The 12765-nt window shown below is 68.2% G+C and carries 15 protein-coding genes; 7 read left to right on the plus strand and 8 right to left on the minus strand.

The features are described from left to right. Positions 1-20 precede the first annotated feature (20 nt). Positions 21-890, minus strand: a complete 870-nt coding sequence (locus DI276_RS36675; RefSeq protein ID WP_232837172.1) for an EamA family transporter — start codon at positions 888-890, stop codon at positions 21-23. A gap of 175 nt (positions 891-1065) precedes the next feature. Here DI276_RS36675 and DI276_RS36680 point away from each other — a divergent pair, with 175 nt between their 5' ends. Both DI276_RS36680 and DI276_RS50405 read left to right on the plus strand, forming a co-directional pair. Then, on the plus strand, positions 1066-2568 hold the full coding sequence (locus DI276_RS36680) for an alpha/beta hydrolase (RefSeq protein WP_232837173.1): 1503 nt from the start codon (positions 1066-1068) through the stop codon (positions 2566-2568). Between the two features lie 34 nt (positions 2569-2602). After that, on the plus strand, positions 2603-2752 hold the full coding sequence (locus tag DI276_RS50405) for a hypothetical protein (RefSeq protein WP_157985164.1): 150 nt from the start codon (positions 2603-2605) through the stop codon (positions 2750-2752). 273 nt (positions 2753-3025) lie between these two features. On the opposite strand, the gene DI276_RS36685 is transcribed toward DI276_RS50405, so the two are convergent. The 5 genes from DI276_RS36685 to DI276_RS36705 all read right to left on the minus strand — a co-directional run bounded on the left by DI276_RS36685 (position 3026) and on the right by DI276_RS36705 (position 6799). After that, positions 3026-3706 (minus strand): DUF6319 family protein, encoded by a 681-nt coding sequence (locus DI276_RS36685; RefSeq protein WP_112272237.1) that lies wholly within the window; start codon positions 3704-3706, stop codon positions 3026-3028. A gap of 102 nt (positions 3707-3808) precedes the next feature. Then, positions 3809-4723 carry a DUF1996 domain-containing protein gene (locus DI276_RS36690; RefSeq protein ID WP_112272239.1) on the minus strand — a complete coding sequence of 305 codons (915 nt, stop codon included), beginning with the start codon at positions 4721-4723 and terminating at the stop codon, positions 3809-3811. Between the two features lie 88 nt (positions 4724-4811). Continuing rightward, positions 4812-5012, minus strand: coding sequence for a hypothetical protein (locus DI276_RS36695; protein ID WP_112272241.1), 201 nt, complete (start codon positions 5010-5012; stop codon positions 4812-4814). A gap of 74 nt (positions 5013-5086) precedes the next feature. After that, entirely contained in the window at positions 5087-5890 is an 804-nt protein-coding gene (locus DI276_RS36700; protein WP_112272243.1) for an aminoglycoside phosphotransferase family protein, read from the minus strand. Between the two features lie 30 nt (positions 5891-5920). Beyond that, positions 5921-6799: an NAD(P)-dependent oxidoreductase gene (locus DI276_RS36705; RefSeq protein WP_112272245.1), complete on the minus strand. Its 879-nt coding sequence runs from the start codon at positions 6797-6799 to the stop codon at positions 5921-5923. A 138-nt stretch (positions 6800-6937) separates the two neighbouring features. Here DI276_RS36705 and DI276_RS36710 point away from each other — a divergent pair, with 138 nt between their 5' ends. Continuing rightward, positions 6938-7267 (plus strand): winged helix-turn-helix transcriptional regulator, encoded by a 330-nt coding sequence (locus DI276_RS36710; RefSeq protein ID WP_112272463.1) that lies wholly within the window; start codon positions 6938-6940, stop codon positions 7265-7267. On the opposite strand, the gene ligD is transcribed toward DI276_RS36710, so the two are convergent. Together ligD and DI276_RS36720 are read right to left on the minus strand one after the other, a co-directional pair. Beyond that, positions 7264-8268, minus strand: coding sequence for a non-homologous end-joining DNA ligase (ligD, locus tag DI276_RS36715; protein WP_112272247.1), 1005 nt, complete (start codon positions 8266-8268; stop codon positions 7264-7266). The two genes, DI276_RS36710 and ligD, sit on opposite strands and share 4 nt — an antisense overlap. A gap of 9 nt (positions 8269-8277) precedes the next feature. Beyond that, the gene (locus DI276_RS36720) at positions 8278-8877 is read right to left on the minus strand and encodes a TetR/AcrR family transcriptional regulator (RefSeq protein WP_112272249.1); all 600 of its coding nucleotides are present in this window, start codon (positions 8875-8877) and stop codon (positions 8278-8280) included. A 40-nt stretch (positions 8878-8917) separates the two neighbouring features. Between DI276_RS36720 and DI276_RS36725 the strand changes: the two genes are divergently transcribed. From DI276_RS36725 to DI276_RS36740, 4 genes are read left to right on the plus strand one after another with little or no spacing between them, the layout of a single operon-like run. Further along, the gene (locus DI276_RS36725; RefSeq protein WP_112272251.1) at positions 8918-10063 is read left to right on the plus strand and encodes an acyl-CoA dehydrogenase family protein; all 1146 of its coding nucleotides are present in this window, start codon (positions 8918-8920) and stop codon (positions 10061-10063) included. Positions 10064-10076: 13 nt separating this feature from the next. Further along, positions 10077-11246 carry an acyl-CoA dehydrogenase family protein gene (locus DI276_RS36730; RefSeq protein ID WP_112272253.1) on the plus strand — a complete coding sequence of 390 codons (1170 nt, stop codon included), beginning with the start codon at positions 10077-10079 and terminating at the stop codon, positions 11244-11246. A 15-nt stretch (positions 11247-11261) separates the two neighbouring features. After that, on the plus strand, positions 11262-12008 hold the full coding sequence (locus DI276_RS36735; RefSeq protein ID WP_112272255.1) for a MaoC/PaaZ C-terminal domain-containing protein: 747 nt from the start codon (positions 11262-11264) through the stop codon (positions 12006-12008). After that, complete coding sequence (locus DI276_RS36740; protein WP_157985165.1) at positions 12005-12565, plus strand: LuxR family transcriptional regulator; 561 nt, start codon at positions 12005-12007, stop codon at positions 12563-12565. Before DI276_RS36735 ends, DI276_RS36740 begins: the two co-directional genes overlap by 4 nt. Positions 12566-12765: the final 200 nt, after the last annotated feature.

Raw genomic sequence — 12765 nt, forward strand, 5'->3', positions numbered from 1 at the left:
GCGACCTCGTGGCGACCCGACTACGCCTCTGGGCGTGCCGACCTCGTCGCACCCACGGACGCGATGACGACACAGCACACGGCGACCCACTGCGCCGGCTTGAGATGCTCGCCGAGCAGCAGCAGACCGGCCAGTGCGGCCACCGCCGGCTCCAGCGACATCAAGATCCCGAACACCCGCGGAGGCATGCGCCGCAACGCTTCCAGCTCCAGCGAGTACGGGATCACCGACGACATCAACGCCACCGCGAACCCCGCGGCCAGCACGACCGGGTCGAGCATCGCGGTCCCGGCGGACGAGACGCCGAACGGCAGCGCGACCGCCGCGCCCACCACCATGGCGAGCGCGAGGCCCTTGCCGTCGGAGGTCTTGCTGCCCAGCTTGGCCGTCACCAGGATGTACGCTGCCCAGCACGCGCCCGCGGCCAGCGCGAAGAGCACGCCTGACAACGCCAGCCCGCCCTGCACGCGCGTCAGCAGCACCACGCCGACCCCCGCGAGCAGCACCCACAGTCCGTCGAGCCATCGCCGGGAGCCGGCGACGGCCACCGCCAGCGGGCCGAGGAACTCGATCGTCACGGCCGCGCCGAGCGGGATGCGGGCGAGTGCGGCGTAGAAGCAGAGGTTCATCACGGCGAGCACCACGCCGTAGGTCACGACGACCAGCAACGTCCTGCGGTCCATGCGGAGCGACGGACGCCAGATCACGACCAGCACGAGCGCGGCGACGACGAGGCGCAGCGTCACCGTGCCCGCCGCGCCCGCGACCGTGAACAGCTGCTTCGCGACGGCCGCGCCGACCTGCACGCTCACGATGCCGAGCAGCACCAGCGCGGTCGGTGGAATCCCGCCCATCAGCCGTGCGACTGGGAGCCGGTCCGCGTGAGCCATGGCCCCATCCTGACTCACGGCCTTGCGGCGAAGCATCCGAGTAAACGGCTCGGTGGGGCAGCACACACGGACCTCACTCACCGTGTTCTCACTTTCGGCGTGCGACGCTCACCTCCCTGGAGTGAGAACGAGAGTGAGGACATCTGTGCGTCGCGCTGCCTTGGCCCTATTGGCAGTGAGCGTGCTGACGGCGTGCAGCGCGGGACCTTCGACCCGGCCGGTGATCGCGGTCAAGGGCGAGGAGAACCAGCCCGTCGACCAGAGCACGCTCGCCGGGCCGCAGCCAGTGCCGCCGCTCAGCGAGTACAAGAAGGACTCGCTGGGCTGGTCGCCGTGCAACGAGCAGATGAAGGACCGCCTCGGCACCGACGTTCCCCAGGGCGACCTGACCTACGAGTGCGCGCGCATGACCGTGGTGCTCGACCCGCCCGGACGTCCGGGACGCGGCACGCTCGGCATCGGGTTGATGCGCGTCGGCACGGGCAAGAGCGCTCTGGTCGTCGTCAACGACCCCGGTGGCGAGCCAGGCACGATGAAGGCCGCACGGCTCGCGGCGGCGTTGCCGAAGGACATCCTCAGCACGTACACGATCATCGGCATGGACCGCCGCGGCACGGGCCGTTCGGACGGCATGTCGTGCGTGCCACCGGCAACGCGCGCGCAGCTCGTCGAGTACGACCCCGCTCAGACCGAGCAGTCGAGCCTGGTCGTCGCCGCCGGTGAGGCGTCGCAGGAGTGCGTGCTCGACCTCGAAGGCAGGCTGACGGCGTTCGACTCGTGGCGAGCGGCCGCCGACCTCGAACGCCTCCGCGACTACCTCGGCACCGATCGCCTCAACGCCGTGGGCGTCGGCGAGGGTTCGCGCGTCCTCACGACCTACGCCCAGCGCTACCCGAACCGCATCGGCCGCATGGTGCTCGACGGCGCCCCGGACCCGGCGCTCGACCAGGTCGGCGTCCTGGAGTCCCGTGCCACGGCCGCCGAGGCGACGTTCGAGGCGTTCAGCCGCGACTGCAAGACCCGCGGCTGCGCGTTGGCCGACCCACGCGGAGACGTCCAGGCACTCCTCTCACAGCTGCGCAACACCCGCTTGCGCGGCGAGTACGTCGACCTCACTCCCGGCTCCGCACTGAACGCGATCCTGACGGGCCTCGCCGACCGCAAGCGCTGGCCCGCGCTGGCCGACGCGATCGCGAAGGCCCGCGGCGGCGACGGCAGCGGCCTGTTCACGCTGCTCGACCCGCTCGTGAACGACCTCGACGAGAACCCGCCCCGCTTCGACGCGGGCCTGGTGATCGGCTGCAACGACACCGCGACCCGCATCCCGCCGGACCGCGTGAAGGCCCTCACCGCCGACTGGCAGAGCAAGCACCCGATGTTCGGCGCCCTCCTCGCCCGCCAACTGCTGCACTGCAACCCGTTCCCGCCGCCCAAGGCCGAGAAGCTCGACCAGCTGAAGAGCGCGCCGCCGATCGTGGTGCTCAGCACGGCCAACGACGTCGCGACGCCCGCGTCCGGCACCGAGCACACGGCGCAGCGGCTGCCGGGGTCGGTGTTGATCGGCTGGCAGGGCAGCGGGCACGGGGCGTTGACGCTCTCCGGCTGCGCGACGACCGCCGTGCGCGACTACCTGATCGACGCGAAGGTGCCGTCGAACGGCACCGTCTGCCCTCCGTGACAGGACCCTAGACCTGTTGTCCCGCCACGATTCGATGACCTTGCTCCGCGACCTCGTCGGCGCCGGCCGGGTCGACACCGAGGCGTGGACGGGAGCTCTCGCAACGTTCACCGATCTCGGCGCACCCCAGGCTTCGGATGTGCGCCAACAACTTCAAGCACTCGGGGACCCCGAAGAGGCGTGACAGCCGGACATGACTCGGGGAGTTCTCCGCGACCACAGCGCGGAAAACTCCCCAGGCCGAATTCTGATGTCAGCAGCTGGAACAGCAGCCGCAGCCGGGACCCGTGCACCCGGAACAGCACCCACACGTACCCATCAGGGCCTCCCCGTACTCCAAGCCGGACCTGCGCGGGACCTCCGCGTCTCCCACGGTCCGCCCCGGCACCAGCCCTGGGAAGCCCCCTCACCCGAACGCGTGCGGACAACCACCGAGGCGTCGCAGCGCGTGACCCCGCTACGCGCCCAGGTCGTCCAAAGCCTTCTGCGCTGCCTCCAGTTCGGCGCGCAACTGCTCCACGCGGGCCAGTTGCTGAGCACGCGCCGCGTTCAGGACGCCCTCGACGATCTCGGCGACCTCCGGTGTGAGCAGCTTCGCGGCCTGGGCGACGGCGGCCGGCGACACCGGGGTCGGGCGGACCGACCTGCGCGTGCCCTGCAGCACCTCCACGGTCCACTCGCCCTCGCCGGCGGACGTGAGCGTCACGGTGACCTCGGGTGTGGCGCCCTTGGCGGACGACTTGCGCGCCGGCTTGGGCGCGGGAGCTGCTTCCACCACGGGAGCGGGCTTCGGCTTGGGGGCCGCGGGCTTCACCGGCGCCTCCGGAACGTAGGGGTAGAGGATCTCAGTCTCTCGCGGCGGCTCCGGCGGCGCAGGGGCCGGTGGCTTCTTGCGCGGCGGCGGCTTCACCAGCGTCAGCTCGGCAGGGCCGAACGACATCTCGTCCTTCGACCCGGTCGGCCGCACCTGGATGAAATCGCCCTCTTCCGGTTCGGTGAAGGCGAGGAGCTTCGCCGACCTCCCCGCCTCCATGCCCACCGCGGCCGCCGTGAACCACACCATCGGCTGCGTTCCTTCGTTCAGCTGCGAGCGCAGGCTGTCGACGTCCTCCGCCGACAGCCCGCTCTTCTTCGCCATCGCGCTGCCTCCCGCCGTTCGAACACCTGTGCCCCAGCATGCCCTACACCCCTGACAATTCTGAGCACCGGGTCCAACAGCAAGATCAGTTACCCAAAAGTTCTACGGAGTTCCGTCGGTCCCGCAGATGTAGCCCGCGTTGATGCAGTTGCGGACCCGTCGTTCCAGCTCGGCCTGGTCCCACGCGTTCATGAAGTCACCGTGGAACGTGTAGCCGGGCGCGCTGGTCACGTTCACCCCGTTGACCGTGCCTCCCAACGACAACCCGGTCCCGTTCACCGGATAGGTGATCAGGAACTCGAGCCGCGGCACCACCACCGGGTGCGAGGCCGGGCAGACCAGCCCGACCGCGAACGCCATGTGGTCGCGGTGGTTCGCCGAGTCCAGGTCGTGGCCGTTCCAGCAGGTCGGGAAGTCCAGATAGGTCTCGACCTTGGTGCCGGGCGGGCAGTTGAGGAAGTTGCGGTCCGACGGCGACTGCGTGGTGCACGACCACCGCGCCGCCGGGTTCTGGTCGGGCGACGTGGCCTTCGAGTTGCCGACGACGTACCGCAGCCCCTGCGGATGCGCGACGGCCCGCTGCCGGTCGTGAATGCCCTGGTAGTAGATCGTCACGCTGTCCGGCGCGACGGCCTGCCCGTTCTTGTACAGCGTCGGCACCCAGTACGCCGACTTGTCCGCGATCGGGTTGCAGTTCGTCGTCCCGGCTTTGAGCGACGTCAACGTCGACCGCGCGTCCGTCGTCCGGTTGCCGAAGAACTCGTGCATGTGCGACACGCCCGACTGGTTCTGGAACACGATCGGGTCATCCTGCCGGCGATGACTGGCCGCGCAGGTGGCCCGGAACTCCGAGCCCGGAATCGCCTGCTGCTCCACCATGGCCTGCGCCTGCTCGGCGCTGTAAACGTAACTGTGCCCCGCGTGGGACACCGACGGCCGGCTTACGACGTGTCCTGCCGCCATGAGCGACACCACCACCGCCGCGATGCCGATCGCTCCTCGAATCCGCACGTGCATGGAATCTCCTCTCGCACCACAGTGTGTGAGAGCGCTCTCATGACAAACGGTAAACCCTATTGCCAGTGCGTGTCCACGTGAGGGTTGCTCAGGCTTCTTCGGCGCGCAGCCGGTACTCGCACCCGTACTCGACCGCGTACGACAGGTCGTAGATGTGGACGATCTTGGGTCCACCGTGCAGGTGCACGTACGTCACGGTCTGCTTCGGATCTTCGGGCGTGGCCGGCAACGAGTCGACCCGCCCGTCGAGAGGGCCGCCGACGTACCGCACGACATACGGCTGGGACACAGGCGACCTCCTCTCACGTCCCCCACATTCTACGAGGTCGGCAGCTGGATTCGTCCCCTATGCAGCCGGTTGGCTCACTGCCCGAACCACCTTTCGGCCAGTTCGTCGAGCGTGTCAGCCTGCGGCATGCCTTCCATGAACCACGGCACATTGCTGTACACGTGCAACAGCGTGTAAGCCATCACCCGCCGCGGCTCCGGCACGCGCCCGTACGCGTCGACCATCGCCTTCCAACACTCTTTGTCACCCTTCGTCACGAAGATGCCCGCTCCGACGAACTCGTACTCGAACGCCCCGCGCATCGCCGGCTCGAAGTCGAACAGCCCGGACAGCTTCCCGTTCTGCTGCAACAGGTGCACGCTCATCACCTCGGTGTGCAGCAACACCTCTCCACTCGGCAGATCCACACTGTCGAGGAACTCCGGGATCTGCTCCAGCCAACGCTCGTCCAGCTTGCGCTTCCGTTGCTGCTCAACACATCCGGCACGTTGCTCAGCCACGAACGCCGCCCAGTCCCGCGGCTCCAGCACGGCCGGCGGCTCGACCTCGTGCAGCGCCTTGAGCGCCTCCCCGAGCTGCACGCTGATCTCAACGTCCGGCACCGCGGGCTCCTCGCCGTGCAGCCGCGACATCAGCACGTACGCCCACTCGTCGAGGACTCCCGTGTCGTGCAGCTTCGGCGTCGGCACCGGCAACCGGCCGTGCAGCGCCTCCATGACCGCGACCTCGGTCGGCACCTCGTCGTGGTGCTCCGGCGGCCACAGCTTCAGCACCAGGTCGTCACCGATGGCGAAGACGGGCAACGAGCCCTCCTCGAACCGCACCACATCCCCGCGCAGGCCGAGGCGGTCGCGCAGCAGTTCACCGTCAGGCTCCATGCGGTGATCTTGACCTGGCAGGCAACCGAATTAGCCCACCGGCTTCCTGAGCACCTCGGTGAGGGCCGACACGCTGTGCTCGCCGTGCCCGGCCGCGAGCGCCCGCCGCACCAGGTCGTGCAGCGGCGCGAGCCAGGTGGTGTCGACGTTCGTCTCCGCGGCCAGCTCGTGGTCGTGCGCCTCGGCCGCGAGGAACAGGTTCACCGACGAGGCGGCATCGGTGTAGTCGCCGCGGTCGATCTCCCCGGCGTAGAGCGGCAACAAGGACTTGATCATGTCCAGCCACTTCCCCGCGAACCGGACCATGCTGCTCACCGGAAGCCCTCGGGACTGCAGCACGGCGGCGCCCTGGAAGTAACCCACGAGCGCGGGCAGCAGCATCGCACCCACCGCCATCTCGTACAGGGCGGCGAGATCGGCCTCGTCCCCGAGGTGGACGGTGTCACCGCCCAGCACCTTCAGCGTCGTCTCGTACTCGGCGAACACCGTGCTGTCGCCGCCGTAGTACAGCAACGTGTCCGGCGCTCCGACCGCCGACGGCACGTTCTTGACCGCTCCTGCCAGGAAGCGGGCACCGCGGCCGGTCGCCCAAGCGGCCATGGCACGGGCACCGGCGGGCGAGCCGCTGTTCAAGGTGACGAGGGCACGCCCCGACAACGCGGCCGGTTCCAGAACGGAACTGGTGTCCTCGAACGTCGTCAGGCACGTGATGACGAGCGGGCTCGCCTCGGCCGCGGCCGCCGCGGTCTCCGCTTCCACAGCCCCCTTGGCCACCAGCGGTGCGGCCTTGGCAGGCGTGCGGTTCCACACCGTCGTCGGGTGGCCGGCGTCGACCAACGCCTCCGCCAGCGCCCGGCCCATCGAACCCAGCCCGAGCACGGACACGGGCGTGCGGCTTTCCCCAGACATGCGTCAACTCCAAAGGATTAGTCGAATCTGCGCGAATTCGCTGATCAGCGCTTCGTTCTCATCCTGAGCCGCCGCACACAATTGATCAAGTACCTACAATTTTGTCAGGTACCAACACTTTTGTTCGTGGGAGTGCTCATGGCCAAGCGGACCTACACCTGCGGCCTCGACGCCGCCATCGCCGTCATGGGCGGCAAGTGGAAGGGACTGATCCTGTTCGCACTGGGCGACGGACCGCTGCGCTTCGGGGAGCTGCGGCGTGCGGTGCCCGGCATCAGCGAACGGATGCTGATCCTTCAGCTGCGCGAGATGGAGGCCAGCGGCCTGCTGAGCCGCGAGTCCTACCACCAGGTGCCGCCCAGGGTGGAGTACTCGCTGACCGACTTCGGCCGCTCCCTCAACGAGGTGCTCGCCCCACTCGGCGAGTGGGGCGAGCAGCACCTGGAGCGCATCGAGGCGATTCCCTAAGGCTTGCGAGCGCGCGACGGCTGCACCCGCATCGGCTCGCCCGGCATTTTCGGGTAGTCCGGCGGATACGGCATCTCGCCACGCGGATCAGCGGCGTACCACTCCAGCAACGTCTCGATCCCGAACGCCTCCGAATCCAGCCCCTCGTGCGGATTGCCGCGCTCCTCCAAGTACTTCGGCACCGTCAGCACGTCGAAGTCGTCCGGATCCACAGTGGACAGTTCAGCCCAGGTGACCGGCGTCGACACGGTAGCGCGAGGAGTCCCCCGCACCGACCAGGCAGAGGCGATCGTGCGGTCACGAGCCGCCTGGTTGAAGTCGATGAAGACGCGAGAACCGCGCTCTTCCTTCCACCACGCCGAAGTCGCCTGATCGGGGGCCCGCTTCTCCACCTCGCGAGCCAGCGCGATCACCGCGTGCCGCACGTCGATGAAGTCCCACTCAGGCCGAATCCGCACGGCAACGTGGATGCCACGACCACCGGAAGTCTTCGGATAGCCCACCAGCCCAGCGTCAGCGAGCACCTCGCGCAGAACACCAGCAACGGCAGCCGCATCACGGAAATCAGTCCCCGGCTGCGGGTCCAGGTCAATGCGCAGCTCATCCGGGTGGTCGACGTCGGAACGACGCACCGGCCACGGGTGGAAGTCGAAAGTGCCGAGGTTGGCGGCCCACACGATCACAGCTTCGGAGGTCGGGCAGATCTCGTCGGCAGGACGGCCGGAAGGAAAACGCACCTGCACGGTCTCGACGAACGATGGGGCGCCCTTGGGCACGCGCTTCTGGTAGAACGCCTCGCCCTCGACGCCGTCGACGTAGCGCTTCAACACCACCGGACGGTCACGCAGCACGGTCAGCAACACCGGAGCGACGGTGCGGTAGTACTCGACCACCTGACCCTTGGTGATTCCCCGCGCGGGGAAGTACGGCTTGTCCGGGTTGGACACCCGCACCAGCTGGTCACCGACTTCGAGCTCGATCGCCTTCGACTTGGCAGCCACGTCAGAACACTAAAGGCCCCGGACGAACGCCGCGAGCGCCAACTCGAAGCTGTCGCGGTCCAGTTCGCGGGCAACGCCGGGCAGCAGGTGGGCGCGGTCGAGGTGCGGGTAGCGGCCGGAGTAGTCGGCGGGGTCGGCGGAGAAGCCGCTGGAGAACGTGCTCAAAGCAGAGCCGAACACGATGTACATCAGGCCCGCGGCGATCATCGTGGCCTCACGTCGTGACCAGCCGGCCTCGACCAGGGCGCCGTGCAGCAGGTCCAGCCGCTGAAGCGACTCGTCACGACCGGCCGGGCCGTATGCCAGGAACGGCACGATGTTCGGGTGCGACGACAGAGCCGCACGGTACGAGCGCGCGCACCGCAAAAGCCCCTCACGCCAGTCCACGGAGAAACCCGAGACGTCGACCGACGACAAGATCGACGATGCGATGTCGTTCAGGAGCTGGTCCTTGGTGCGGACGTGCCCGTACAGCGAGGCGGCCTGCACGCCCAGCTCAGCGGCCAGCTTGCGCATCGACAGGCCGTCGAGGCCGTCGCGGTCGATGATGGCCAGAGCCGTCGACCGGATGCGATCGGGGCTCAGCAGAGGGGTGCTCGGCCGGGGCATGTGGGTTAACCTAACACTGTTCGGTTAATCGGGAGGACCCGTGGACTTGATGCTTTCGGACGAACACCGGCAGCTCAGGGAGCTGGCGCGGCGCTTCACTGACGAGCGCATCGTCCCCCACGCGACGCGCTGGGACCGCGAGGAGGCGATCGACCGGGACCTGGTCCCGCAGCTCGGCGCGACGGGGTTCCTCGGGCTCGGCATCGACGAGCGCTACGGCGGGTCCGGCGGCGACAACCTGGCGTACTGCCTGGTCCTGGAAGAGGTCGCACGGGGTGACAGCGCCGTGCGAGGCATCATCTCCGTGTCGCTCGGCCTGGTCGCCAAGTCGATCGCGAAACACGGCACCGAAGAGCAGAAACAACGCTGGCTGCCCGGTCTCACCAGTGGCACGCAAGTCGGCTGTTTCGCGCTCACCGAACCCGGCACCGGCAGCGACGCGGGCAGCCTCGTCACCAAAGCCACCAAAACGGACAACGGCTGGCGGATCAACGGCCGCAAGGTCTTCATCACCAACGGCACGTGGGCGGACATCGCCTTGACGTTCGCCCGTACCGGCGGACCAGGCCCGAAGGGCATCTCCGCGTTCCTGATCCCCACCGAAACCAAGGGCTTCACCGCCACCGAGATCAAGGGCAAGCTCGGCATGCGCGGCCAGGCCACCGCCGAGATCACCCTCGACGACGTGGAGGTCGGACACGACGCCCTGCTCAGCGAACAGGGCTTCAAGCTGGCGATGCAGGCGCTCGACAAGGGCCGCATGTCCGTCGCCGCGGGCTGTGTCGGCGCGGCCAGAGGAGCCCTGGAAGCCGCCCTCGAGTACGCCAAAGAACGCGAGCAGTTCGGCAAGCCCATCGCAGGCTTCCAGCTCGTTCAAGAACTCCTGGCCGACATGGCCGTGGAAACCGACGCGGCGAGGCTCCTGACCTGGCGCGTCGCCGACCTCGCCGACCGGGACCAGCCGTTCAGCACCGAGGCGAGCATGGCCAAGCTCTACGCCAGCGAGGCCGCGGTCAAAGTCGCCAACAACGCCATCCAGGTCTTCGGCGGCTACGGCTACATCGACGAGTACCCGGTGGGCAAGTACCTCCGGGACGCCCGCGTCACCACCCTCTACGAGGGCACCAGCCAGATCCAGAAGTTGCTCATCGGTCGAGCCCTGACCGGCATCAACGCGTTCCAGTAAAGGAAAAAGGACCATGGACTTCACGCTCGACGAAGAGCAGAAGGAGATCCGCGACTGGGTGCGGACCTTCGTGCGCAAGGAGATCATCCCGCTGGAGCCGGAGGTGCTGCGCCGCGAACGCGCCGGCCAGCCCGGCCTGCCGAAGGACGAGCTGAAGGCGCTGCAGGACAAGGCGAAGCAGGCCGGGTTCTTCGGGGTGCTGACGCCGCAGGAGTACGGCGGCATGGGCCTCGGCGGCATGATGACCGCGCTCATCGAGGCCGAGCTCGGAAGGTCGTTCGTCCCGTTCCGGTTCGGCGGGTACGCGGACAACATCCTGTTCCACGGCAACGAGGAGCAGAAGCAGCGCTACCTGCTGCCGACGATCTCCGGCGAGCGGGTGTCGTGCTTCGCGATCACCGAGCCCGGCGCCGGCAGTGACGCCAAGGCGATCCGCACGACTGCCGTGAAGGACGGCAACGAGTGGGTCATCAACGGTGAGAAGACGTTCATCACGCAGGGCAACGAGGCCGACTTCGTGATGGTGTTCGCCATCACCGACAAGGAGAAGGGCGCCGACGGCGGCGTCACGTGCTTCCTCGTCGACCGCGACATGGGCTGGAAGTCCGAGCCCATCCCGACCATGGGCCAGTGGGGTCCGGCGGCGCTGGTGTTCGACAACGTCCGCGTGCCGGAGGAGAACATCCTCGGCGAGGTCGGCAAGGGCTTCAACCTGGCGATGCAGTGGATCGGCCAGGGCCGCTACCTGCTGCCCGCCCGCGCGCTCGGGTCGGTGGAACGCCTCGTCGAGATGGCGATCGAGCAGGCCAAGAACCGCGTCACGTTCGGCCAGCCCATCGCCGAGTACCAGGCGATCCAGTGGATGATCGCCGACTCCGCGGTCGAGATCGAGGCGCTGCGCTGGCTCGTGCTGCACGCCGCGTGGCTCGTCGACCAGAAGCAGGACTCGCGGCAGGCGCAGTCCATCGCCAAGCTCTACGGCGGCATCAAGGCCAACGAGATCGTCGACCGCGTCCTGCAGATCCACGGCGGCATGGGCTACACGCGCGAGTTGCCGATCGAGCGCTGGTACCGCGAGCTGCGGCTGCTGCGGATCTACGAGGGCACCGACGAGATCCAGCGCCGCACGATCGCCCGCAACCTCCTCAAGGGTCACGCCAGCATCCGGGGCACGCTCGGTTAGTTCTATCTTGGGACAGTGCTCAACCACCGCATCCTCGGCGTCGTCGAACGACAGGTCCGCACCTGGTCGGCCGACGACGCCGAGGTGTACGCGGCGGCGACGGGCGGCTACTCCCCCGCGTTCGCCATCCCCCTCCTGCAGCACGGCGGCCCGCAGCTGGGACTGACCGGCGCCGACATGACCCAGGTCCTGCACGCCGAGCAGTCGCTGTGGCTGCACGGAAGACTCCCGCGAAGCGGCTCCACGATCGTCACCAAGACCGTGACCGGCATCCACGACAAGGGCTCGGGCGCGATCGTCGTCAGCACCTGGGAGTCGGAGTACGCGAGCACGCGTTCGTCGTGCTTCCTCAAGGGCGAAGGCGGTTTCGGCGGCGAACGCGGCGAAACGCGCAGGTTCGGGACACCCGACGCCGAACCCGAGATCAGCTTCTTCCAGACGTCCAACGACCAGGCGTTGCGCTACTGCGAGACCGGCGACGTGAACCCGATGCACCACGACCCGGAGTTCGCCGGACGGGCCGGGTTCCCGAGGCCCATCCTGCACGGCCTGTGCACGCTCGGAATCACCGTGCGCGGCAAGGACTTCACCGAGCTGCACGCCCGGTTCACCGCCCCGGTGCTGCCCGGCGACGAGCTCAGGATCGAACACTGGCCCACCGGCGAGTTCCGCACGTGGGCAGGCACCAGCCAGGTAATCATCGGATGGCTTCGGTTTTCCGAAGTGGACGGCCGCCGAAATTCCGGACGATCGGGGGCATGAGCACTGCCCTGGCGACCGTGGACTCCGGACTCGAACCGGTGCGCGTTGCGGTGGAGTCCCGAGACCTGATCAGCGCGGCCGGCGTGACCCATCTGCTGAAGACATCACCGCGCGTGCGAGTGGTGCAGGACCGCACAGACGCGCATGTCTTACTCGCCCTCGTCAACGAGCTGTGCGCGCAACAGGCGGCACGGCTGCGAGCCATCGGCTCGTCGAGAATCGTGGTCATCGCCGCACGGGTGCACGACCTCACACCGTCGATCGCCGCACAGGCCGGACTCGCGAACCCGTTGCGGCGCGCGGACGTCAACGCCGAACGCCTGATCCGGCTGCTCGTCAACGGTCATGCGGTGCAGGAACGATCTCCGGTGCTCAACGACCGCGATCTGCAGCTGCTGCGGCTGCTCGCCGACGGCGCGACGATCGCCGAGGTGGCCGCGCGGCTGTTCTGCTCGGAACGGACCGTGAAGTACGCGTTGCACCAGCTACTGGAACGGTTCGGGCTGCGCAACCGGGTGCACGCGGTGGCCTGGGCCATCCGTTCCAACCTGCTCTAAGCCGCGCGGGAAGCGTGGTACTGGTCCCAGGTGATCGTGCCCTGCAGCACGTCGTGCACGTCGTGCTCGGGTGCGGCGGGCACGATCGGTTCGGCGTTCCCGGACATGGTGAAGGCTCCCGTCGTTTCGTTGCTGTTGATGGCAAAGACGACGGGAGCGACGGGAGCGGTTCACATCCGTTTGGGTGACAACGAGTCTCA

Origin of the sequence: Lentzea terrae (assembly GCF_003265345.1) — a bacterium.
In the GTDB taxonomy this organism is placed as follows: Bacteria; Actinomycetota; Actinomycetes; order Mycobacteriales; family Pseudonocardiaceae; genus Lentzea; species Lentzea terrae.

Excerpts from the sequence above, each read along its gene's own strand:
- DI276_RS36675 (WP_232837172.1), bottom strand. The coding sequence starts at position 890 with ATGGCTCACGCGGACCGGCTCCCAGTCGCACGGCTGATGGGCGGGATT.
- DI276_RS50405 (WP_157985164.1), top strand. The coding sequence starts at position 2,603 with ATGACCTTGCTCCGCGACCTCGTCGGCGCCGGCCGGGTCGACACCGAG.
- DI276_RS36685 (WP_112272237.1), bottom strand. The coding sequence starts at position 3,706 with ATGGCGAAGAAGAGCGGGCTGTCGGCGGAGGACGTCGACAGCCTGCGC.
- DI276_RS36690 (WP_112272239.1), bottom strand. The coding sequence starts at position 4,723 with ATGCACGTGCGGATTCGAGGAGCGATCGGCATCGCGGCGGTGGTGGTG.
- DI276_RS36700 (WP_112272243.1), bottom strand. The coding sequence starts at position 5,890 with ATGGAGCCTGACGGTGAACTGCTGCGCGACCGCCTCGGCCTGCGCGGG.
- DI276_RS36705 (WP_112272245.1), bottom strand. The coding sequence starts at position 6,799 with ATGTCTGGGGAAAGCCGCACGCCCGTGTCCGTGCTCGGGCTGGGTTCG.
- DI276_RS36710 (WP_112272463.1), top strand. The coding sequence starts at position 6,938 with ATGGCCAAGCGGACCTACACCTGCGGCCTCGACGCCGCCATCGCCGTC.
- DI276_RS36720 (WP_112272249.1), bottom strand. The coding sequence starts at position 8,877 with ATGCCCCGGCCGAGCACCCCTCTGCTGAGCCCCGATCGCATCCGGTCG.
- DI276_RS36730 (WP_112272253.1), top strand. The coding sequence starts at position 10,077 with ATGGACTTCACGCTCGACGAAGAGCAGAAGGAGATCCGCGACTGGGTG.
- DI276_RS36740 (WP_157985165.1), top strand. The coding sequence starts at position 12,005 with ATGAGCACTGCCCTGGCGACCGTGGACTCCGGACTCGAACCGGTGCGC.